The sequence below is a fragment of the Desulfotruncus alcoholivorax DSM 16058 genome (assembly GCF_000430885.1).
Classification (GTDB): Bacteria; Bacillota; Desulfotomaculia; order Desulfotomaculales; family Desulfallaceae; genus Desulfotruncus; species Desulfotruncus alcoholivorax.
In genome coordinates, this window is the sequence record NZ_AUMW01000027.1 from 1 (window position 1) to 21,904 (window position 21,904).

General features: G+C 48.3%; 29 protein-coding genes. 28 read left to right on the forward strand and 1 reads right to left on the reverse strand.

The genetic code is table 11. The features are described from left to right. The 10 genes from H569_RS20370 to holA all read left to right on the forward strand — a co-directional run. On the forward strand, positions 1 to 335 hold a 335-nt coding region (locus tag H569_RS20370; RefSeq protein ID WP_034630654.1), incomplete at its 5' end, for an aldehyde ferredoxin oxidoreductase C-terminal domain-containing protein. A gap of 95 nt (positions 336 to 430) precedes the next feature. Continuing rightward, positions 431 to 670 (forward strand): MoaD/ThiS family protein, encoded by a 240-nt coding sequence (locus H569_RS0113235; protein ID WP_027365387.1) that lies wholly within the window; start codon positions 431 to 433, stop codon positions 668 to 670. 1 nt (position 671) lies between these two features. Then, positions 672 to 1,040, forward strand: coding sequence for a winged helix-turn-helix domain-containing protein (locus tag H569_RS0113240; protein ID WP_034630657.1), 369 nt, complete (start codon positions 672 to 674; stop codon positions 1,038 to 1,040). A gap of 51 nt (positions 1,041 to 1,091) precedes the next feature. Further along, on the forward strand, positions 1,092 to 1,787 hold the full coding sequence (locus H569_RS0113245; RefSeq protein WP_027365389.1) for an ABC transporter permease: 696 nt from the start codon (positions 1,092 to 1,094) through the stop codon (positions 1,785 to 1,787). 37 nt (positions 1,788 to 1,824) lie between these two features. Then, a complete protein-coding gene (gene moaA, locus H569_RS0113250) occupies positions 1,825 to 2,805 on the forward strand; it encodes a GTP 3',8-cyclase MoaA (RefSeq protein ID WP_027365390.1) in 981 nt (326 codons plus the stop codon). A 2-nt stretch (positions 2,806 to 2,807) separates the two neighbouring features. Next, entirely contained in the window at positions 2,808 to 3,317 is a 510-nt protein-coding gene (gene moaC / locus H569_RS0113255) for a cyclic pyranopterin monophosphate synthase MoaC (protein WP_027365391.1), read from the forward strand. Further along, a complete protein-coding gene (locus tag H569_RS0113260) occupies positions 3,305 to 3,742 on the forward strand; it encodes an MOSC domain-containing protein (RefSeq protein WP_027365392.1) in 438 nt (145 codons plus the stop codon). Before moaC ends, H569_RS0113260 begins: the two co-directional genes overlap by 13 nt. Next, complete coding sequence (gene mobB / locus H569_RS22900) at positions 3,729 to 4,241, forward strand: molybdopterin-guanine dinucleotide biosynthesis protein B (RefSeq protein WP_207637563.1); 513 nt, start codon at positions 3,729 to 3,731, stop codon at positions 4,239 to 4,241. Before H569_RS0113260 ends, mobB begins: the two co-directional genes overlap by 14 nt. Continuing rightward, positions 4,195 to 4,995, forward strand: a complete 801-nt coding sequence (locus H569_RS22905) for a HesA/MoeB/ThiF family protein (protein ID WP_238492560.1) — start codon at positions 4,195 to 4,197, stop codon at positions 4,993 to 4,995. Before mobB ends, H569_RS22905 begins: the two co-directional genes overlap by 47 nt. Positions 4,996 to 5,019: 24 nt before the next feature. Beyond that, positions 5,020 to 6,024, forward strand: coding sequence for a DNA polymerase III subunit delta (holA, locus tag H569_RS0113275; protein WP_027365394.1), 1,005 nt, complete (start codon positions 5,020 to 5,022; stop codon positions 6,022 to 6,024). 111 nt (positions 6,025 to 6,135) lie between these two features. Here holA and rpsT read toward each other — a convergent pair whose 3' ends face one another. Continuing rightward, positions 6,136 to 6,402, reverse strand: coding sequence for a 30S ribosomal protein S20 (gene rpsT, locus H569_RS0113280; RefSeq protein ID WP_027365395.1), 267 nt, complete (start codon positions 6,400 to 6,402; stop codon positions 6,136 to 6,138). A gap of 125 nt (positions 6,403 to 6,527) precedes the next feature. Here rpsT and H569_RS0113285 point away from each other — a divergent pair, with 125 nt between their 5' ends. The 18 genes from H569_RS0113285 (at position 6,528) to H569_RS0113370 (ending at position 21,894) form a co-directional block, all read left to right on the forward strand. Next, entirely contained in the window at positions 6,528 to 6,866 is a 339-nt protein-coding gene (locus H569_RS0113285; protein ID WP_034630678.1) for a phage holin family protein, read from the forward strand. 83 nt (positions 6,867 to 6,949) lie between these two features. Continuing rightward, positions 6,950 to 8,023 carry a stage II sporulation protein P gene (gene spoIIP, locus H569_RS20380; protein WP_051273655.1) on the forward strand — a complete coding sequence of 358 codons (1,074 nt, stop codon included), beginning with the start codon at positions 6,950 to 6,952 and terminating at the stop codon, positions 8,021 to 8,023. A gap of 53 nt (positions 8,024 to 8,076) precedes the next feature. Beyond that, entirely contained in the window at positions 8,077 to 8,379 is a 303-nt protein-coding gene (locus H569_RS0113295) for a hypothetical protein (RefSeq protein WP_157833537.1), read from the forward strand. Positions 8,380 to 8,577: 198 nt separating this feature from the next. Continuing rightward, the gene (locus tag H569_RS20385; RefSeq protein ID WP_051273656.1) at positions 8,578 to 8,913 is read left to right on the forward strand and encodes a sigma-70 family RNA polymerase sigma factor; all 336 of its coding nucleotides are present in this window, start codon (positions 8,578 to 8,580) and stop codon (positions 8,911 to 8,913) included. Then, the gene (locus H569_RS0113305) at positions 8,914 to 9,102 is read left to right on the forward strand and encodes an RNA polymerase sigma factor (RefSeq protein WP_027365398.1); all 189 of its coding nucleotides are present in this window, start codon (positions 8,914 to 8,916) and stop codon (positions 9,100 to 9,102) included. Positions 9,103 to 9,270: 168 nt separating this feature from the next. Then, complete coding sequence (gene lepA, locus H569_RS0113310; protein WP_027365399.1) at positions 9,271 to 11,079, forward strand: translation elongation factor 4; 1,809 nt, start codon at positions 9,271 to 9,273, stop codon at positions 11,077 to 11,079. 20 nt (positions 11,080 to 11,099) lie between these two features. Continuing rightward, positions 11,100 to 11,324 carry a hypothetical protein gene (locus H569_RS0113315; protein WP_157833538.1) on the forward strand — a complete coding sequence of 75 codons (225 nt, stop codon included), beginning with the start codon at positions 11,100 to 11,102 and terminating at the stop codon, positions 11,322 to 11,324. A 25-nt stretch (positions 11,325 to 11,349) separates the two neighbouring features. Next, positions 11,350 to 12,549: a radical SAM family heme chaperone HemW gene (gene hemW, locus H569_RS0113320; protein WP_051273657.1), complete on the forward strand. Its 1,200-nt coding sequence runs from the start codon at positions 11,350 to 11,352 to the stop codon at positions 12,547 to 12,549. Between the two features lie 79 nt (positions 12,550 to 12,628). Beyond that, positions 12,629 to 13,675, forward strand: a complete 1,047-nt coding sequence (gene hrcA, locus H569_RS0113325; RefSeq protein ID WP_027365402.1) for a heat-inducible transcriptional repressor HrcA — start codon at positions 12,629 to 12,631, stop codon at positions 13,673 to 13,675. A 67-nt stretch (positions 13,676 to 13,742) separates the two neighbouring features. Beyond that, positions 13,743 to 14,387 (forward strand): nucleotide exchange factor GrpE, encoded by a 645-nt coding sequence (gene grpE / locus H569_RS20390; protein ID WP_238492561.1) that lies wholly within the window; start codon positions 13,743 to 13,745, stop codon positions 14,385 to 14,387. Positions 14,388 to 14,445: 58 nt separating this feature from the next. Next, positions 14,446 to 16,284 carry a molecular chaperone DnaK gene (gene dnaK / locus H569_RS0113335; protein ID WP_027365403.1) on the forward strand — a complete coding sequence of 613 codons (1,839 nt, stop codon included), beginning with the start codon at positions 14,446 to 14,448 and terminating at the stop codon, positions 16,282 to 16,284. Positions 16,285 to 16,425: 141 nt separating this feature from the next. Then, positions 16,426 to 17,544, forward strand: a complete 1,119-nt coding sequence (dnaJ, locus tag H569_RS0113340; RefSeq protein WP_027365404.1) for a molecular chaperone DnaJ — start codon at positions 16,426 to 16,428, stop codon at positions 17,542 to 17,544. Positions 17,545 to 17,562: 18 nt separating this feature from the next. Then, positions 17,563 to 18,480, forward strand: a complete 918-nt coding sequence (gene prmA / locus H569_RS0113345; RefSeq protein WP_027365405.1) for a 50S ribosomal protein L11 methyltransferase — start codon at positions 17,563 to 17,565, stop codon at positions 18,478 to 18,480. Between the two features lie 9 nt (positions 18,481 to 18,489). Further along, positions 18,490 to 19,239 (forward strand): 16S rRNA (uracil(1498)-N(3))-methyltransferase, encoded by a 750-nt coding sequence (locus tag H569_RS0113350; RefSeq protein ID WP_027365406.1) that lies wholly within the window; start codon positions 18,490 to 18,492, stop codon positions 19,237 to 19,239. Beyond that, a complete protein-coding gene (gene mtaB / locus H569_RS0113355; RefSeq protein WP_027365407.1) occupies positions 19,239 to 20,555 on the forward strand; it encodes a tRNA (N(6)-L-threonylcarbamoyladenosine(37)-C(2))-methylthiotransferase MtaB in 1,317 nt (438 codons plus the stop codon). The genes H569_RS0113350 and mtaB overlap by 1 nt, the downstream gene beginning before the upstream one ends. Positions 20,556 to 20,644: 89 nt before the next feature. After that, a complete protein-coding gene (locus H569_RS0113360; protein ID WP_027365408.1) occupies positions 20,645 to 20,989 on the forward strand; it encodes a histidine triad nucleotide-binding protein in 345 nt (114 codons plus the stop codon). A gap of 119 nt (positions 20,990 to 21,108) precedes the next feature. After that, positions 21,109 to 21,303: a 30S ribosomal protein S21 gene (gene rpsU, locus H569_RS0113365; protein ID WP_027365409.1), complete on the forward strand. Its 195-nt coding sequence runs from the start codon at positions 21,109 to 21,111 to the stop codon at positions 21,301 to 21,303. A 93-nt stretch (positions 21,304 to 21,396) separates the two neighbouring features. Then, the gene (locus H569_RS0113370) at positions 21,397 to 21,894 is read left to right on the forward strand and encodes an NfeD family protein (protein WP_027365410.1); all 498 of its coding nucleotides are present in this window, start codon (positions 21,397 to 21,399) and stop codon (positions 21,892 to 21,894) included. Positions 21,895 to 21,904: the final 10 nt, after the last annotated feature.

Consider the following 21,904-nt stretch of genomic DNA (forward strand, 5'->3'; position numbering starts at 1 on the left):
AGGTGGAGCTTTCCCGCAACCTGCAGGTGGCCACCGCCGCCGTGGACTCCACCGGATTGTGCCTGTTCGTCGCCTTCGCCGTGCTGGACAACCCGGAAGGGCTGCCCACCATTGTGGAAATGTTGAACGCCCAGTACGGTATTAATTTGACAATAGACGACGTAGTGGCCCTGGGCCAGAATATTTTGAAGGTGGAAAGGGAATTCAACAAGGCCGCCGGCTTTACCAAGGCGGATGACCGGCTGCCCGAGTTCTTCCAAACCGAGGAGCTGCCGCCCCACAATACGAAGTTTGATGTTAGTGACGTTGAGCTGGACGAGGTATTTAATTTCTAGTATAATTTAAGGCACAGGGTTGCTGGAGATAAGCTCCTGCAACCCTGTTTTAATTGATCCGCGGAACTTTTGGCAATCGGACGGGGTGAATTTATATGTTGGTTGAGGTTCGTTTATTCAGCGGGCTTGAAAAATATTTAACCGGTAAACGTTTTGGCGAGCCCGTGCCGGTTGAACTGAATGAAGGGGAAACCATTAAAGGATTGCTAAAACAGATGGGAATACCGGAAAAAGACGTGTTTAACATACTGGTTGACGGTAGGCACCAGTCACTTGATTACACTGTTAAAGGAGGGGAAAGAATTTCCCTTTTCCCGCCGGTGGGAGGCGGTTAATTTGACCGCCGATAATAGAGATATTAATAAAAACGCACCTTTTGCGCCAGGGTATAAAGTTTGGCTGCAAAAGGGTGATGGAGTAATAGGCGACGGTTTTTTTAAATTACTGGAACTTATACAGCATACCGGAACTATAACCGGTGCAGCTTCCGCTATGGGGATGTCTTACCGGGCTGCCTGGGGTAAAATTAAACTGGTTGAAAAAAAATGCGGTATTGAGTTGGTAACAACAGTGGTTGGCGGTGAAGCCGGAGGCGGTGCCATGCTTACCCCGGAGGCCATTGATTTAATGCAAAAATTTCTAAGGTTTCGTAAAAGCGTTGATATTGAGGTACAAAAACTATTTAAGCAAAATTTTAGCAATTAATTTTTTTAGGCCGTTATGCAAATTTAAGCATATTGGGGCGTGGTAATTATTATGGATACGCTTATTAAAGGTTTTTCTCAGGCGCTGCATCTGGTGCTGACCGGCGACCCGGAGGTATTCCAGATTACTTTTTTTACTTTGCGGGTAACAGGAACGGCAACACTGATTAGTGTATTGATAGGTGTTCCTATCGGACTTTTTCTGGCTTTTCGTACTTTTCGGGGGCGTTACCTGGCGGTTAGTGTGGTGAACCTCGGTATGGGGTTACCTCCCGTGGTTGTGGGTTTGTTTACAAGTTTAATGCTCTGGCGATCCGGGCCGTTGGGTTTTTTAAACCTGCAATATACGCCAACTGCTATATTAATTGCCCAGTCTATTATAGCTTCGCCTATCATTGCCGGTTTTACGATGACTGCTGTCGGGCAGCTTAATCCGAAGATAAGATTGCAAATTTTAGCCCTGGGGGCATCACGCTGCCAGTTGCTGTGGCTGATATTAAAAGAAGCATGGCTCGGCCTGCTGGCGGCTGTAATAGCCGGTTTCGGCGGTGTTATATCCGAAGTCGGCGCGACCATGATGGTAGGCGGTAACATACCGGGACTGACCAGAACTTTGACGACGGCCACAGTGCTGGAAGTCAGTAAGGGTAACTTTGACATTAGCGTTGCTTTAAGCATTATCCTTTTATTGCTGGCTTACGTAATCACTTACAGCCTGACAGTTTTGCAGCAGAAGGGCCGGTATTAAATGACGTAATTAAATAATCAAAAAGAAGGTGTAATAAATGCAAGACCAGTTCCGGAGGCCAATTAATTATCTGCGTATATCTGTAACTGACCGGTGTAATTTGCGCTGCATTTATTGCATGCCACCGGAAGGTGTTAAAAGTATCAAACATGAAGAGATCCTTAGTATAGAGGAAATAATAAAAGCGGTTAAGGCCGGGGTCCGTATCGGAATAAAAAAAATCCGCCTTACCGGAGGTGAGCCGCTGGTACGCGGTGGTATTATAGATTTGGTGGGCAGCCTCAACAATATTCCTGAAATAGACGATATAGCTATAACTACAAATGGTATTTTGCTGGGCGAAATGGTGGGGACATTGAAAAGGGCCGGCTTAAACCGGGTTAACATCAGCCTTGATACCATGAAACCCGAACGCTTTAAGAGAATTACCCGGGGAGGAAACCTTGACCTGGTTTGGAAAGGCATTAACGCGGCGCTAAACGCAGAGCTGGAACCGGTGAAAATAAACACTGTGGCCATTCGCGGCTTTAATGACGATGAACTGGTAGACCTGGCCAGGCTGACTTTGGACCACCCGCTGCATATTCGCTTTATTGAGTTGATGCCTATAGGTTCATCACAGGCATGGGCCAGGGGCAAGTTCATTGCCTCCAGCGAAGTTAAAGAGAAGATTGAAGGCGCACTGGGTAATCTTATTGCAGAAAAGACCATTCACGGTAACGGGCCGGCCCTTTACACCCGCCTGCCCGGGGCGCGGGGTACGATAGGATTTATCTCTGCCGTAAGTAATCATTTTTGTGCCGGGTGTAACAGGCTGCGGCTAACCTCCACCGGACAACTGCGGCCGTGCTTGTTTAACCACAGGGAAATCGAGCTTAAACAGGCTTTGCGCAGTGGGGCGGGACTGGAGGAACTAACAGAGATTTTCAGGAAAGCTATTGTGAGCAAACCGGTTGGTCATGATTTGGACAAGGCATGGCAGGAAGATGACCGTGTCATGTCACAAATAGGAGGATAATGATGGCTGATCAAGGTTATAAAGGTTTAACCCACTTCGATGAAAAAGGCGCCGCCAGGATGGTTGATATTAGTAAAAAAAGCGACACTGTCCGCGTGGCAATTGCCAGAGGCGAGGTAATTATGCAGCCCGGCACGCTGGAACTGATAGCCGGCGGACGGGTGGCGAAGGGTGATGTGCTTGGTGTGGCACGGGTAGCCGGCATCATGGCGGCCAAGGAAACAGGCAGGCTAGTTCCCATGGCGCACCCCATTACCTTGACCGGAGTCAACGTGGACTTTAGAATTTATGAGCCTGACAGGGTAGAGATTCAGGCCAGGGTACACACCACCGGGAAAACCGGGGTGGAAATGGAAGCGCTTACGGCGGTAACGGTTGCCGGGCTTACCATTTACGATATGTGCAAGGCTGTGGACCGGGAAATGGAACTGGGCCGGGTGCGGTTGATCTATAAAACCGGTGGAAAAAGCGGAACATTTCAAAGGGAGGACGATGAACCATGGGATATGTAGTGGCGGTGTGTACCAGCCCCAAAAAAGGGATGCGCAAAAAAAATATCGGTACCGGCCGCCTGATCGAAGAACACGGTCTGGAGGGAGATGCCCACGCCGGGCCCTGGCACAGGCAAGTTAGTTTGCTGGCCTTGGAAAGCGTGCAGAAAATGCGGGATGCAGGGCTGGATGTCAACCCGGGCGATTTTGCCGAGAATATTACCACGGTAGGAGTCGACCTGGTTGCGCTGCCGATAGGAACCAGGATAAAGATCGGGGCGGAAGCGCTGGGGGAAGTCACCCAAATCGGCAAGGAATGTCATACCAAGTGCGCCATCTATCACCAGGCGGGAGATTGTGTAATGCCCAGGGAAGGTATATTCATCAGGGTATTAAAAGGTGGGACGGTCAGAGTGGGTGATGAGGTACAAATTGAGCGGTCATAGCGTACCGGTTATATCGGTTGTCGGCTGGTCGAACAGCGGTAAAACAACCTTCCTGGAAAAGTTGGTAGCTGAGCTTAAAGCCAGGGGGATTAAGGTTGGGATTATTAAACATCACCACGGGCCATTTGAAATTGACCGGCCCGGGAAAGATACCTGGCGGCTTTTTCAGGCAGGGGCCGAATGTACGGCCATTGCCGGTCCAGGTAAGGTTGGCCTGGTGATAAGGTCTGAGGAGGACATGCCGCCCGGTGATATAGCAGCGCTAATGCCGGGGGTTGACCTGGTTATAACTGAAGGATATAAAGGTAGTGCTTATCCCCAGATTGAAGTGCGCAGAGCCGGTCATTACCGGGGTGAGACCACGTCCAGGGTTGGCCGGCTGGTGGCTGTTATCGGTGACCTTGCTCTTTGTGAGGAAGGTTTTCCCTGCTTCAGCAGCGAAGATATTGCCGGTGCAGCTGATTTTATTATTGATCAATATTGCAGGGGAAGTGATTAAATTCTTGACCGCAGATCAAATGGAAAGATACCGTAGAAATATGCTGCTTGACGGTGTGGGTGTTGATGGGCAGAAAAAATTGCTGCAATCCAGTGTACTGGTTGCGGGCAGCGGCGGGCTTGGCTCGCCGGTGGCGTATTACCTTGCGGCAGCTGGAATTGGCCATATAGGTTTGTTGGACGGGGATACCGTTGACTTGTCAAATTTGCAGAGACAAATTCTGCATTTTACACCCGACCTGGGACGCCCCAAGGTCGTATCAGCCCGGGAAAAAATCTCTGCGCTAAACCCTGACATTAAAATATCCGTAATCGGCCAGCGGATGGATGAAAAGAATTATAAAGAGATAATCTCTCAATTTGATCTTGTAGTGGACGGAACTGATAATTTTGAAGCCAGGTTTTTAATTAACCGGGCCTGTGTGGAGCAGAGAAAGCCTTATATTTTTGGGGGCGTTCTGGGCTATTCCGGACAGGTTATGACCATAATTCCTGGACAGAGCCCCTGCTTGTCCTGCATTTTTCGCCATGTACCCTCCGGTGAAGCCCCTTCCTGTGACCGGGAGGGTGTATTGGGGGCAATTCCTGGTTTAATTGGAACATTGGAGGTTGCAGAAGCGATTAAGGTTATTCTTAATATTGGGGAACCTCTTATAGGCCGGCTTTTAACCTGTGATGTTTTAACTATGCAATTTATGCCCGTTGAAATTAGTCGCGACCCTGATTGTCCCGTATGCGGCGGTGTTGATGTTTAAGTTTGGATAAGGAATAGAAAGCAAATGAAATATTTTATTGACTTTTTAAATGTTTTAAAGCAAGGAAAAATAGCACTGGTTTACCTTTTCTACGGCCCGGAGGCCTATCTACGGGATCAGGCCCTGATGCGGCTAAAACAAACATTATTTCCTTCGGGTGAAGGGGATTTTAACTATGAAGTTTTAGATGGCTCGCATGTGCCCGTGGCAGAGGTCATCGCTGCCGTGGAGCTTACTCCCTTAACAGCAGGGCGGAAACTTGTTGTAGTGCGTGATGCCGCTATTCTTCAAAAGGACGCAGACGATAAGCAAATCCTCGAATACCTTGAACGACCCAATAAAGGCTGCTGTTTGGTGTTTGAAACCAGGCAAAGTATTGACCGCAGAAAGAAATTGTACAAAAAAATCGCGACAATGGGCGGTGCTATAGAATTTACCAGGCTTAAAACACCTGACTTAACTAAATGGCTGGCTAAACAAGCCCGGGAAGAAGGCGCCGCCTTAACCAGGGAAGCTGCCGAAGAGCTGCTATTGCGCTGTGGCCCGGATATGTATACTCTCCATAATGAAATGCAAAAATTAGCCTGCTTTGTAGGCACTGGTAACACAATTAATATGGATACAGTTAAGGAACTGGTTGCCAGCAGGGTAGAAGAGAGTATTTTTGAAATGGTTGATGCTATTGGCGAAAAAGACGGGACAAGGGCTATTGAAGGGATTCGCCAATTATTAAGGCAAAAACAGCAGCCCCAGCAGATAATAGGCATGATTGCCAGGCAGTTTCGCCTGCTCTATCAGGTACAGGGAATGATTGAGGCGGGCACGGCAAGGGAAGAAATTATAAAAACGCTCCGAATGCACCCCTTCGTCTATAAAAAAATTAGCTTACAGCACAAGAATTTTAGCTCCGAGCAACTTGTTCGGACCATTATGAGACTGGCGGATCTGGATTACCTGGTAAAAACAGGCGGAGGCAACTTTAGTGAATTAATAGAGACTTTTATTTTAAAACTATGTTTTGAGAAATAATAAACCACCCACGTTTTACCGGGTGGTTTTAATTGCAGATGATGGCAAGAGTTAAGGATAAAATTATCAAAACGCGCTCATTAGTAAATAAAAGATTGAGCGCGTTTTTGATTATCCGGCCATTTTGTTGAAACGCTTGGTAAGACGGGACTTGGTACGTGCAGCTGTATTCTTGTGCAGCACACCTTTGGTAACGGCCTTATCTATAGTAACAAGCGCACGGCGTAATTTGAGTTGGGCTTCGTCCTTGTTCGCGCTGGTTATAGCATCATGAAAGCGACGAATGGCTGTACGCAAACTGGATTTAATACGCCTGTTGCGCTCGGTCCGCTTCCTGGTAATACGAACCCGCTTGGCAGCAGATTTGATATTAGGCATCCTTTTTCACCTCCCAACAGCGCTAATTTTACCACGCGCTGAGAAAAAAAGCAAGTTTCTCCGGTATACGAACGCTTTTTTTGGTTAATCTAATTACTAGATTTACTTAAGGAGGTGAATGGATGATGCAATGGCTTGGACTAATTATACGTTTTGTTGTTTCAGCACTTGTGTTAATAGTTGTTAGCTGGCTGGCGCCTGGTTTTGTGGTGCGCGGCGGCTTTACCGGCGCTTTAATTGCTGCGGCGGTAATTGCAGTGCTTGGCTATGTTGCCGAGGCTTTGCTGGGTGACAAAGTTTCCCCGCAAAACCGTGGCATTGTAGGGTTTATTACAGCTGCGGTAGTTATATATCTGGCCCAGTTTATAATCCCGAGCCTGCTTAGTGTAAACCTGATCGGGGCATTAATATCCGCTTTCGTGGTCGGGCTTATTGACGCGGTTGTGCCAACAGTACTGCGATGAAAATTAAAGCTTGGAAGATTTGGTAATAATCTCCCTTTTCCGGGCATATGATAAAACACTTCCCGGTTAAAGGGGGATTTTTTATGCAACCCTCTTATTATTATTCTTATAAGCGGTACAGGCTTCATAAGCCGGTCAAGCCCTGGTTGGTTTTGATTGTTTTATTTATTTTTTTAATAATGTCAGTCAGCATTATGGATAATTTCTCTCCCGGGCTATTGTCAGTTGAGCGGTGGTGCTTGAATCAATTAATAGACTGGAATGACCGGGACCCTCGCAGCATTATGCTGGTGGCAGTGCCGGTTATGGCCTGGGTGGGCAATAATGAGGATATTCCCCAGGTTGTCTTCCCTGCTTCCATTGCCGTGCCCCTTGTTAGAATGTTCGGCATTGACAGGCATAGTCCCCGGAGCATACTGGAACTACAGGTGCCCTTATTGGCTGCGATTAATATGCAGCAGGAAAAGACCGTTCCAGTCAGTGCGCCCGAAGTGGTTGCGGAGCAGGATAATGAGCTGATGCAACCCGTAACACCAATTTCCGAGCAAAGTCTGGTGGCGATATATAACACTCATACCGGTGAAACATATGCTTTAACGGATGGGACCGAACGTTTTAACGGGAAAAGGGGTGGTGTGGTTAAAGTAGCCGCAGCCCTGGGAAGGGAGCTGGAAGAAAAATATGGTATCAAGGCTGCTGTGTCAGATACGATAAATGATGCCAATTACAATACATCCTATACACGCTCGCAGGAAACGCTGCGCAAATTATTAAAAGATAACCCGTCGGTTCAGGTGGTTTTGGACATTCACCGGGATGCAGGAAAACCAAGGGAAAACAGTCTGGTAACCGTGGATGGCAGCACTGTTGCACCGGTTCTGATTATTGTCGGCTCTGACGCCAGATCTCCATTTCCAACCTGGCGGCAAAATTATGAATTCGCCCGGGAATTGGCGGATGAGATTAACAAGCAACATCCCGGACTATGCTTGGGCGTGCGCATTAAGGAAGGCCGCTATAATCAATTTCTACATCCCCGGGCAGTATTACTGGAAATTGGAAGCGTCAGCAATTCAACCGAAGAGGCGGTGCAAACCGCAAAGCTCCTGGCCGGACCACTGGCAGAATTGGTTAAGCGCTGTATTGATACCGATTGAGTATATGTTAAATTTAAACTGGGAAAAATAGAGAAAAAGACGAGCTGGTGATTATGCATAACCCAGGAAGAACAATGTTGACAAGCCTTGGCATTTTTATAGGAATAATTTTTTTCGGGGCCCATGTAATTGTGGAAAATTATAACCAGGCAGTGGCCCCGGATAAACCGCTGGTTTTAATTGACTGGCGGATTGAGCAGGATAATTTACAGATTACCTTGCTGGGTGACACGCTGCAATTGCCCATAAAAACCTGGCAAACAGCCCGGGCTGAAATTGAGCGTCAGATTAATGAAATTGAACAAAGATTAAAGATGATGCACCAGGTGGTTTATGAGATTAAAGGCTGGCCTTAACACTCATTGTTTAATACACCCGGTCGTCCCGACAGCGAGCGGCATTAATTGCCGGGTAAGTAAAAAAGGTTTTTGATTTTAAAAAACTAAATCCAACCGGGTGGTTGGATTTTTTTTGAACAAAAACGTAACCTTTTGATACTCTAATTACTTAATTATTATAAACTGACATACCCGCGGGGCAGGGGGGATTATCCATTGGACCAGTGGTTGGAAAATGAGGCACATCTGATTGAAAGGGCAAGATCGGATCCGAATGCCTTTATTGCACTATATGAACACTACTTTCCTTATTTATACCGCTATTCATATTACCGTACCAAAAGTAAACAGGAAACTGAAGACGAGGTCTCGCAGACTTTTCTGAACAAAATGGAAAATATTGCTAAATTAAAGCAAAAAGGCATTCCCTTTGGCTGCTGGTTGTATCGCATAGCGGGAAATATTATATACCATAATTTAAGACGCAAAAATAGAGAAAACAGCTTAAACGAGCATACTTTCATTTCCGAAATAGAAATAACGCCCGAGTAAATGGACCTGCTGAAGTTTCTTCATGCATTGCCGGAAGCGCAGCAGCAAGTAGTAACGCTACGCTATATCCAGGACTTAAGTATCCGCGATGTAGTCCGGATAATCAACCGGTCGGAAGGGGCAGTTAAACAACTGGCATTAAGGGGCCTGCGAGCACTGCGAGAAAGGATGGATGATGGTGAAAGATAAATTGGAAGAATTGGAGGCCAGTTTTTGTATTATGCCTTATTCAGATTTTAAATTCTGACTTTGACGAATCCCTGTACTCTCCGCAGGTTGTTCTTTTCAGCCTGACCTGGTGAATGCTATAATATACTGATATGAATTGACCTAATTTTTAAGGGAGAGGAACTGGCAGTGCAAAGAAGACAGGAACGAATTAGAAACTTTTGTATTATCGCCCACATTGACCACGGCAAGTCTACTCTTGCCGACAGGTTGTTGGAATATACCGGTGCCCTTACCCAGCGCGAAATGTCTGAACAAGTGTTGGACCAGATGGATCTGGAAAGGGAAAGGGGCATAACTATAAAGCTGCAGGCCGTCCGCCTCAATTACCGGGCCCGGGACGGGCGGGAATACATTTTAAACCTAATAGATACTCCCGGGCATGTGGACTTTACTTATGAAGTTTCGCGCAGTCTTGCCTCCTGCGAAGGCGCATTGCTGGTGGTTGACTCGGCACAGGGAATTGAGGCCCAAACACTGGCTAACGTATACCTGGCTATAGATCATGACCTGGAAATTATACCGGTGATAAATAAAATTGACCTTCCTGCTGCCGACCCTGATCGGGTTAGGAGTGAGATTGAGGACGTTATCGGCCTGGACGCATCCGACGCCATTCTTGCTTCAGCTAAAAACGGCACAGGGGTGGAGGAGATATTGGAAAGCATAGTTACCCGAATACCACCACCGCAGGGGGATGAAAATGCGCCATTGCAGGCGCTGATCTTTGATTCGCATTATGACTCTTACAGGGGCGTGGTTGCTTATATCCGGGTTGTTCAGGGCCGGATCAGTAAAGGAATGCAGATTAAAATGATGGCTACAGACAAGGAATTTGAAGTCAACGAACTGGGTGTTTTTAAACCTGCGCCGGTATCAGTCGACGAATTAAGTGCCGGTGAAGTGGGTTACTTTGCCGCCAGCATGAAAAATGTCAAGGATACCAGGGTAGGCGACACTGTTACCGATGCCCGGCGTCCCGCGGCTGAACCCCTGCCTGGTTACCGTCAGGTTAAGCCGATGGTTTATTGCGGGCTTTACCCGGTTGAATCCGCTGACTATGAAGATTTGCGCGATGCTCTGGATAAGCTGAAACTTAATGATGCCTCTCTGGTTTATGAGCCGGAAACATCCGATGCCCTGGGCTTTGGCTATCGCTGTGGTTTTTTGGGCTTGCTGCACATGGAAATAATCCAGGAAAGATTAGAGCGGGAATACGGAATTAATCTAATAACTACAGCGCCCAGTGTTGTTTACCGGATAACGACCACTGCCGGCGAAGTGGTTGAGATTGATAACCCCAGCAAAATGCCTGATGCCGGTAAAATAACCATGATGGAAGAACCTTTTGTTTCCGCCACGGTTATGGTGCCCCAGGAATATGTGGGTGCGGTGATGGATTTGTGCCAGGACCGCCGCGGGGTCTATGTTGATATGGTTTATATGATCCAGAGCAGGGTTATGCTAAAATATGATTTGCCGCTCAGCGAGATTATTTTTGATTTTTTTGATCAATTAAAATCACGCACCAGAGGCTATGCCTCCCTGGATTACGAAGTAGCGGGCTACCGGGAATCGAAACTGGTTAAAATGGATATTTTAGTCAACGGGGAACCTCTGGACGCTTTAAGTGTAATTATCCATAAAGACAAGGCTTATGGCCGGGGCAGGGCGCTGGTTGAAAAGCTCCGCAGCCTGATTCCCAGGCAGATGTTTGAAATACCGCTACAGGCGGCCATTGGAAATAAAATTATTGCCCGCGAAACGATCCGGGCTTTGCGTAAAGATGTCCTTGCCAAATGCTACGGCGGAGATATCACGCGTAAACGGAAACTGTTGGAAAAGCAAAAGGAAGGCAAACGGAGGATGAAACGAGTAGGAAATGTTGAAATTCCTCAGGAAGCATTTATGGCGGTGTTAAATGTAAAGGATGAATAATTAACGTTCAGGTGATGTTTATGAGCTGTTATTTAAGACACTGTGGAACTATTATGGAAAAGGCCGGGGTAACCCCGTCAAGTAAAGAAGCACGGCGCAAAGTGGACAGGGCGATGCGGGAAATTATGGGCTTGCCGGATTCTAAGTGCCCGGAAGTTTGGCAAGAAATCAAAAAAGTTTTACAAGAAACGGGCGGGGAGGAACGGCTGGCTGCCAATCTGCGCCATAAGTTGCTTGGAAGCTAAACTAATATATAAGCTGGGTAATATTATGGTCAATGATATCAATTACGTTTCAAATTACTGCTTTATTGGTGAAAATCCACCCACGTCCTTATATGTCCACGTGCCTTTTTGCATTCGCAAGTGCGATTACTGCGATTTTATATCCTTTCCTTATAACTCCAAGGATGCTGTAAGGTTTGTAGCAGGACTGCGCCGGGAAATAGAATTAATTAATGCCGGCTGCGAAAAAAGTTTATCTATATCGACTGTTTTTATGGGTGGGGGCACTCCCTCCTGTTTATCTTTAGAACTAATATTGGAAATAATAAAGTTAATCAAAAACAACTTTTCTTTATCAGATAATGCCGAATTCACAGTTGAGGCCAATCCCGGAACTATTGACCGGGAAAAGCTGGATCTGCTGTACCGGGCCGGCGTGAACAGGCTCAGTATCGGCGCTCAGGCGTTTGACAGTCAAACCCTGAATATTCTGGGGCGGATCCATACCAGCGAGCAGACGATTGATGCAATTCGGGCAGCCAGGGCGGCCGGTTTCGATAATATTAACCTGGATCTGATTTTTGGTGTTCCGGGTCAGAGTCCCGCTGCCTGGCGCCGCTGTCTGGAGCAGGCAATCCAATTGCAAACAGAACACATTGCGGCTTACGGCCTGCAAGTTGAAGAAAGAACGAGGCTCAAGCGCCGGCTGGACCGAGGTGAACTGTTACCCTGCGCGGAGGAAGATCAAATTCAAATGTACGAGGACACAGCTGCTTTGCTGGAGCATGCCGGCCTACGTAAATATGAAATATCCAATTACGCCCGGCCGGGCAGGGAATGCCGCCATAATCTTGTTTACTGGCACAACGGGGAGTATATCGGAATGGGCCCTGCTGCCCATTCCCGGATTAAAAACAGGCGTTTTGCCAATACCGAAAATATCAACCTGTATTTATCCAAACTGGAAGCCGGAGTGCTGCCGGTAGCCTGGGAGGAAACTGTTACGCCCGAAAATGATGCCTTTGAAACAATTTTCCTTGGCTTGCGACTTGCTGCCGGCCTTAACCTGGAATGGTTTAAAGCCAGATTCGGATACTCGTTAGATGAACGCTATCCCGGTGTTGTCCGGCGGCTGATAGAACAGGGTTTTCTTGAAGAAGCGGAAGGTTGCCTGCGCTTAACCCGCCGGGGGGTAAATGTTTCGAATATGGTCATGAGCGAGTTTGTGCCTCCTACAAGTTATTGACAAAAGAAATTATTGGTGCTATGTTTTTAATAGGTGTTAGCACTCAATACAAGAGAGTGCTAACAAGGGGGTGTTGGGACTGACTCTTGACGCCAGAAAACAAAATGTTTTATTGGCAATAATTCAGGATTATATTTCTACCGCTGAACCTGTGGGTTCCAGGACCATTGCCAGAAAATATAAGTTGGGGGTCAGCCCGGCTACCATCAGGAATGAAATGGCTGATCTTGAAGAGATGGGATACATAGAACAGCCACATACTTCAGCCGGGCGGATACCTTCCGGTATGGGTTACCGGTATTACGTCGACCATTTAATGAAACGCGGGGAATTAAGCAGCGAAGAGGAAAAGCTGGTTCTTAACAGCTACCTGACCAAGGTTCAAGATATAGGTCAGGTTCTCCGCCGGACCGGGAAGTTATTGTCTCAAATCACAAATTATACGGCTGTAGTTTTTACCAATCATTACGGTAAGGGCAAATTCAAGCATATTCAGCTGGTTCATTTAAATCCGACCCAGGCGATGATGATAGTGGTAACCGATGCCGGGGCTGTACATCACCAGATTGTTGAAATACCGGAAAGCATCAGGCCTGCTGATTTGGAGACTATCTCAACCGTTCTGAATCAGAAAATGCAAGGGATGTCTCTGGAAAATATACGCCTGACACTGGTAAAAGAAATTTATTTTGAACTGGCTAAACAAAAGCATATTTTAAACATGGCCATGGATTTGATTCAACAGAGCCTGTCCACTGAAGGAGGGGACAAAATTTACCTGGGTGGTATATTTAATATTCTTAACCAGCCGGAATTCCACAGCATTGAAAAAGTTAAAACCCTGCTCAGCTTGTTGGAGCAAGAGGCCAAATTGGCGGAGATCATGGTTGATGTAATTAATACCGATGGTGTAACGGCAAAGATAGGTGATGAAATAGAAAACGAGCAAATGAAGGACTGCAGTATGGTCATGGCCGGCTATTCTGCCGGAGGGAAAGCGCTGGGAAGCATTGGCTTAATCGGTCCAACCAGGATGGATTACGCTAAAGCTTTTGCCGTGGTCGAATACATGACCAGAAATCTTTCCTTGGTGATGGAAAGGTTGCTGAGGGGCCGTGGCAGTTAATTAACAGCAATTATGTTTGAATAAGCTGCCGCCTGGCCAGGCTGGCAGCTGCGGAGGTGAATTTACTTTGCCAAATTCGGAAATGCAGCAAGACTCCTGCCGGGCAAAAGATAGTAATGACACCAGTGGCCAGCAGGAAAAAGGTTTATCGGCCGAGGATGCTGAGGAGCAATTGAATGGGCAGAAACTGAACAGCGTGCAACAGCAGGAAGAAGGTTCACCTGCTGGGGCTGCTGGAGAGCAGTTGGATGTCGAGCAGCTGCGCAAAGAGCTGGCGGAACAAAAAGCAAAAGCTGAAGAATACTTTAACCGTCTTGTGCGGCTTCAGGCTGATTTTGATAATTACCGAAAACGTACCCAGAGGGAGAAGGAAGAGTATATTAAATACGCGTCCGCCTCACTGTGCGAACAGCTTTTGCCGGTAATTGACAACTTTCACTTGGCGCTGGCTGCAAAGGATGAGGATCCCTCCAACGTGGTTAAAGGGGTTGAGATGATCTATCGCCAGCTGGAAGAAATACTCCAAAGGGAAGGGTTGACCCCTGTCGAAGCGGTGGGACAACAATTTGACCCGGCTAAACACGAGGCGGTAATGCAGGAAGAAACTCGGGAACACCCTGAAAATACGGTAATAGCTGAATTGCGCCGGGGATATTATTTAAAGGACAGACTGCTCCGGCCGGCAATGGTTAAGGTAGCTAAACCCTGCTGATTACCTGTTGTGTTTAAATTGTGATATATCCGATTTACCATTTGAGGAGGAGAGATACATGGCAAAAGTACTGGGAATTGACCTGGGAACCACAAACTCTTGCATGGCTGTAATAGAAGGTGGCGAGGCTACTGTTATACCCAACGCCGAAGGCGGCAGGACTACCCCGTCAGTTGTAGGCTTTTCAAAAACAGGGGAAAGGCTGGTCGGCCAGGTGGCCAAGAACCAGTTTATCAGCAATCCCGATCGTACCATTGCGTCAATTAAAAGACATATGGGTAGTGATTATAAGGTAAATATAGACGGCAAAAGCTATACCCCGCAGGAAATTTCGGCCATGATTTTACAGAAATTAAAGGCCGATGCCGAAGCATACCTGGGCGAAAAGGTTACCCAGGCCGTAATTACGGTTCCGGCTTATTTTACAGATGCCCAGCGGCAGGCGACAAAGGATGCAGGAAAAATTGCCGGGCTTGAGGTGCTGCGGATTATCAACGAGCCGACAGCTGCGGCTCTTGCTTACGGTTTGGATAAAGAAGAAGACCAAACCATTTTGGTATTTGACCTGGGCGGAGGAACCTTTGACGTTTCCATTCTTGAACTGGGGGATGGCGTGTTTGAGGTTAAAGCCACCAGCGGTAATAACCGCCTGGGAGGAGACGATTTTGACCAAAGGATCGTTGAGTACCTTGCAAGTGAATTTAAAAAGGACGCAGGTATTGACCTTAAGGGTGACCGCATGGCTATGCAGCGTTTGAGAGATGCTGCTGAAAAGGCCAAGGTGGAGCTTAGCGGTGTGATGACCACCAATATTAACCTGCCTTTTATCACAGCCGATGCCAGCGGGCCGAAACACCTGGATATCACTTTAACCAGGGCCAAGTTTAATGAACTCACTGCCGACCTGGTGGAAAAAACCATGGGGCCGACCAGGCAGGCCATGGCGGATGCCGGACTGGAGCCCAAGGACATAAACAAAGTGCTGCTGGTGGGCGGATCAACCCGTATTCCTGCGGTGCAGGAGGCAATTAAGAAGTACCTTCAAAAAGAGCCCCATAAAGGAATTAACCCTGATGAATGCGTGGCAATTGGCGCTGCAATTCAAGCAGGTGTTCTGGCAGGCGAGGTTAAAGATGTGCTGCTCCTGGACGTTACCCCGCTCTCACTGGGCATTGAAACCCTGGGTGGCGTCTTTACCAAGCTGATTGAGCGGAACACCACCATTCCTACCTCAAAAAGCCAGATTTTCTCCACGGCGGCTGACGGACAGACAACGGTGGAAATCCATGTGCTGCAGGGTGAGCGCTCTATGGCGGCAGGCAACAAGACTTTGGGCCGCTTCCAGCTGACCGGTATTCCTCCTGCGCCGCGTGGCGTGCCGCAGATTGAAGTAACATTTGATATAGATGTTAACGGTATTGTCAATGTGTCGGCCAAGGATATGGGCACCGGTAAGAGCCAGAGTATCACTATCACCGGCGGGACGGGACTCACTGAAGATGAAATTGAAAAAATGGTCAAAGATGCCGAGCGTCACGCCGAAGAAGATAAGAAACGCAAAGAAAGCGTGGAACTGCGCAACCAGGCGGACAGCACGATCTATCAGGCTGAAAAGACGATTAAGGATCTGGGCGACAAGGCTGATCAGGCCAAGGTTAATGAGGTAAACAAGGCTGCTGAGGAATTGAAGGAAGCACTAAAAGGTGAAGATAACGAGAAAATTAAAAATGCCATGGAAGCCTTGAACAAACCACTTTACGAGTTGACTGCCGCGCTCTACCAGCAGCAGGCGCAAGGCCAGGCGCAAGGCCAGGGTGGGGGCGGCGCTTCAGCGGAGCAAGGTAAGGATAATGTGGTGGATGCTGAGTACGAGGTTGACGACAATCAGAAAAAATAAAGGATAATGCACCTTTAAGTAGAATATTCGTAGAATAGATAGTGTAGTTAATTTTTTGTAGTTAATTTTTGACCTTGCATCGGGAGGGCTGATATTTCCATGCCCTCCCGGCGGTTTTGAATCATTAAGGTGGTGAGTTCCGTGGCGAAGCGGGATTACTATGAGGTGCTGGGAGTTTCCCGCCAGGCGTCTCAGGAAGAAATTAAAAAAGCTTATCGAAAACTTGCCCGCCAGTATCACCCTGACGTGAATAAAGATGATCCAAATGCTGCGGAAAAGTTTAAGGAAATTACCGAAGCCTACGACGTTTTAAGCAATCCAGAAAAGCGTGAAAATTACGATCGCTTTGGCCACGCGGCTACCGATGGCCAGTTTAACGGGTTTGGCGGATTCGGCGGCGCTGATTTTGGCGGTCTGGGAGATATTTTTGACATGTTTTTCGGAGGTTCCGGCCGGGCCAGGCGCGGGCCCGAGCGGGGTGCGGACTTGAGGGTTGATGTTGAGGTTACCTTTGAAGAAGCCGCATTTGGCCTGGAAAAGGACGTTAAAATTCCACGGACAGAAGAATGTAGCACCTGCGGCGGCAGCGGAGCTGCGCCCGGAACTTCAAAAAATACCTGCAGCGCCTGCAATGGTACGGGGCAAATCCAATTTGCGCAGAGCACTCCTTTTGGCAGGATTGTACAATCGCGCACCTGTGACCGCTGCAGAGGTACCGGGGCTGTTTTAGAAAAGCCTTGCCCCACTTGTAGAGGGGCCGGGCAAGTTCGCCGCACGAGGACGATTAAGGTTAAAATTCCTCCAGGGGTTGATCACGGTACCAGATTACGTCTGTCGGGCGAAGGTGAGTCTGGTTTGCGAGGCGGTCCCAGAGGTGACCTGTTTGTATTTATCCATGTCCGGCCGCACGATATTTTTAGCCGCCAGGGCAATAATGTTATCATTGAAATGCCGGTTTCTTTCGTCCAGGCCTCCCTTGGCGATGAGATTTCAGTCCCCACGCTGGATGGGCAAGCCAAACTCAAAATTCCGGAGGGGACACAATCAGGTACGGTACTGCGGATGAAGGGCAAAGGTATTCCCGATGTGCGCGGTTACGGCCGGGGGGACCAGCACGTTCATATTAAGGTAGTTACGCCTACCAGGTTAACCGACAGGCAAAAAGAATTATTAAAGGAATTTGCTAAGATTGAGGGCCAGAAACCACGCAGCAATGAAAAAGGATTTTTTGAAAAAGTTCGGGATGCCTTTATGGGATAAATTACGGAGGGCTGTTAATTGGGTAAGTGGTTGGAGGTTGCCGTTGCCTGCACCCGGGAAAAGGTGGAGGCAACGGCAAACGTATTGAACGAAATGGGTTCGGGCGGGGTTGTTATTGACGACCCCGCCTTAATTGTAGACTACATCAACAAAGGCAGTGTTGAGACAGTTGCGCCATCCCTTGGTCAATCAGCCGGGGGCGGGGTTGTGGTTAAGGGATATTTTCCGGCCGGGCAAGGGACTGGTGGTCAGTTGGAGCAATTGGCCGCGTGTCTTGGCCAACTTGGAGTGACCTGGAGCAGCAGCGAAGTCCTGGAAGAGGATTGGGCCACCGCCTGGCGGAAATACTACAAGCCAATTAAAGTAGGGAAACGTTTTGTTATCAAACCGTCATGGGAGGATTACATTCACAGTGGGGATGAAATAATAATAGAACTGGACCCCGGCATGGCTTTTGGCTGTGGAACCCACGAAACAACTGCCATGTGCCTGGCCTTGCTTGAGCAGGAGGTGCGCGGCGGCGAGCTTGTTTATGATGTCGGCACCGGTTCAGGCATTTTAGCCGTGGCGGCAGCGCTGCTTGGCGCAAAAAAGGTTGTAGCTGTTGATATTGACGAGGTAGCTGTGCGCACGGCGGCAGAAAACATCCGGCTCAACAATGTGTCCGACAAAGTAACTGTTCGACAGGGAAATTTGCTTGAAGGCTCAGCCAATGTCCGGGTGGATATTATTGTAGCCAATATTATTGCAGATGTGATCAAAGCCCTTGCACCCGACACCCCGGCAGCGCTTAAAGACGGAGGCAGGCTGATTGCTTCGGGAATAATCCGCGAGCGAGCCGATGAGGTTGAGCTGGCCCTGAGGAATGAAGGGCTGGCCTGCGAACGAAGAATGGAAAAGGGAGAATGGGTGGCGATGGTTTGTCGAAAGGTATAGGGTAATATTATGCCGAGGTTTTTTATCAAACCGGAACAAATTCAGAACAATACTGTTGTAATTACCGGTACTGAAGCACATCATATAACCAGGGTTCTGCGCCTTGGGCCTGGCTCAAAGGTTACTTTACTGGATGGCTGCGGCAACCTTTACGTCACCCAAATTGAAAGAACAGAAAAAGGCGGTGTCCATTGCCGGGTGTTGCAGCGTGAGCGGGCCGGGGGAGAGCCACCGGTCCGGGTGGTGCTGGTGCAGGGCATCGCCAAAGGTGAGCGGATGGACTACGTTATTCAAAAGGGCACTGAACTGGGAGCTTCTGAATTCTTCCCTGTTTATTGCCGGCGTAGTGTGGTGCGCCTGGATGCAAAAAAGGAGGCGGCCCGCAGAGAGCGGTGGCAGCGTATCGCCCTTGAGGCTTCAAAACAATGCGGCCGGGGTGTGGTTCCTTTAGTACATGAGCCGGTGGACTGGAGTGCGGCGTTAAGTCTTATCCCGACCGGAGCGCTGGCGCTGGTGCCCTGGGAGGAAGAGACATCCTGTGCGTTAAAAGAGGAACTTAAAGTACGGCCCAGGCCCGGGGAAGTATATATCTTAATCGGTCCTGAGGGCGGGCTGGAAAAGCGGGAAGTTGACGAGGCGCGCCGGCACGGCGCCATTCCCGTTACCCTGGGCCCGCGCATTCTGCGCACCGAAACCGCCGGCCCGGCTGTCATCACCATGGTTTTATACCAGTGGGGCGATCTGGGAGGAGAAGGGTAATGACTCAAAAAAAGGTGGCTGTAACTACTCTGGGCTGCAAGGTTAACCAGTACGAATCGGCCGCCCTGGAAGAATTATTCAGGAGACGCGGTTATCAAATTGTCGATTTTGGAGAAGTTGCTGATGTTTATGTGATTAATACCTGCACTGTAACCCATCTGGGGGACCGCAAGTCAAGACAGATGATCCGGCGGGCCAACAAAACAAATCCTGATGCTGTGGTGGTGGCCACGGGCTGTTATGCCCAAACGGCGCCGGATGAGGTTTTGGAAGTTGAGGGTGTCGACCTGGTGGTGGGAGCCGGCAACCGGGCGGGGATAGTGGACCTGGTGGAAAGTGCGGTCAAGGGTGACAAGGTAAAAGCGGTCGGAGATATTTTAAAGTGCCATGATTTTGAGGAACTGCCAGGTGAGGACTGCCAGGGCAGGGTGCGGGCCTATTTGAAAATTCAAGAGGGCTGCGAAAATTTTTGTTCATATTGCATTGTGCCTTATGCGCGTGGCCCGCTGCGCAGCAGACAGCCGGAAAATGTTTTGGCCGCGGCTAACAATCTGGTGCAGCGCGGTTTTAAAGAAATAGTTTTGACAGGAATTCATACCGGAGCTTATGGCCGGGACAGGCAGGACAAGTATAGCCTGGTGCGATTGATGGAAAAGCTGGCATCAGTTTCGGGTATCGCCAGGATCAGGTTGAGTTCAATTGAACCCAACGATATAACCACGGAGTTACTAGAGCTTATAGCGTCGGGACCGCCTTTTTGCCGGCACTTGCATATTCCTTTGCAAAGCGGTGACGATACTGTCCTGGCTAAAATGAGAAGACGCTATAACACTGTTTTTTATAAAAAAATGGTTGAGGAAGCCAGGAATATGGTTGCCGGGCTTGGTGTAACCACGGACGTAATGGTTGGTTTTCCGGGAGAAGAAGAGGAAAATTTCAATAACACCTATTCTTTGATCAAAGAATTAAATTTTTCCGGGTTACACGTGTTTAAATATTCCCCCCGCCGTGGTACGCCTGCGGCGGGTTTCCCCCATCAGGTCGATCCCGCGGTCAAAGAAAAACGCAGCAGGGCTTTGATTGCTCTGGGCGAGAGCCTGGCCCGCTCCTTTGCAGCCGGGCACCTGGGACAAACAGTTGAGGTTTTAGCTGAACAAGCGCTGCGGGGGGAGAAGGAAAGCTTGTGGGAGGGGCTCACTGACAACTATATCCGCGTGGTTTTCCCGGGTGAAACAGAGCTGCAGGGAAGAATTATTAATATATATGCTGAGAAAATAAGTGGCGCAGGCATAATGGGCAGAATAATTTTAAAGTAATGCAGGAAATAACAAAAATTTGTTGAAACAATTATTAAGCAAGCCCGCGGGTGCCGTTATTTTTATTTCCGTGGGAGGAGGTGGAAAAGGTGCAGGATTGTATTTTCTGTAAAATAATCAATAAGGAGATACCGGCTGAGATTGTTTATGAGGACGATAATATATTGGCTTTTAAAGATATTCAACCGGCGGCTCCCGTCCACCTTCTTTTTATTCCCAAAAAGCACATACCCACGTTCTTTGACCTTGAACCTGAAGACAGCAAGGTTATGGGAGAGCTGCAAAGGGCTGCGGCCACAGTGGCGCGGGATATGGGACTATCGGAAAAAGGGTTCAGGCTTGTCTCAAACTGCATGGAAGATGCCGGCCAGTTAGTGTTCCACATACATTATCATTTTTTGGCCGGAAGGCAGCTGCAATGGCCTCCCGGGTAATTGACTACCTGAAGGGGGTTATTGTATAATAGCCAAGTATGGTAATTTGCATTGGGGGTTGTTTTAAAGCTTGATTTATCGCAAGGTTTTGCGGTTCAGCGGAGGGGAGGGAAAAATCGGTGGCAGAAGTTAGAGTAGGCAAAAACGAAACTCTGGACAGTGCCCTCCGGCGTTTTAAGCGCACCTGCCAAAAGGCGGGGGTTCTCGCTGAAGCCAGAAAGCACGAACACTACGAAAAGCCCAGCGTAAGAAGGAAAAAGAAATCCGAAGCCGCCCGGAAACGTAAGTCCAGGTTTTCGAGGTCATTCAATTAATTCAATTCAATCAATATCAATAAGCTGACTTAAGCAATTTATGCCCGGTATAAAAACTGCCGGGCATTAAAATTATTGATAGGGGTGGTGTCTTTGTCGCCCGAACTCGTTCCCTGGTTGGCAGTAATGGCATTTTTACTGGGCTTCCTGGCCCTGGTGCTGGAGATATTTGTTATACCCGGCTTTGGTGTTGCCGGTGTGATGGGAATTATTTTTCTGGGTTGGGGCATATTGCTGTTAAGCGTTGACGTAACCGATACTTTTAAGGCACTGGTTATTGCCATGGTGTCAAGTATCATCCTGCTTGCAGTTGGCATTAAGATAATGGCAAAAATTAACGTTTGGCGCCGCCTGACCCTGGGAGACCGGCAGGTTAAAGCTTCGGGCTACCAGGCGCCTGTGGCTGATTTGCAAAACTATGTTGGAAAAAAAGGATTAACAATTACCCCGCTGCACCCGTCCGGCGCCGTTGAAATAAACGGCAACCGGGTGGATGTTGTCAGCGAGGGAGGTTACATCGCGGCAGGGGTAAGGGTTCAGGTGGTTAAAGTAGAGGGTGTTCGCATTGTAGTGCGCGCCTTAAAAGAATAACAGGAGGTAT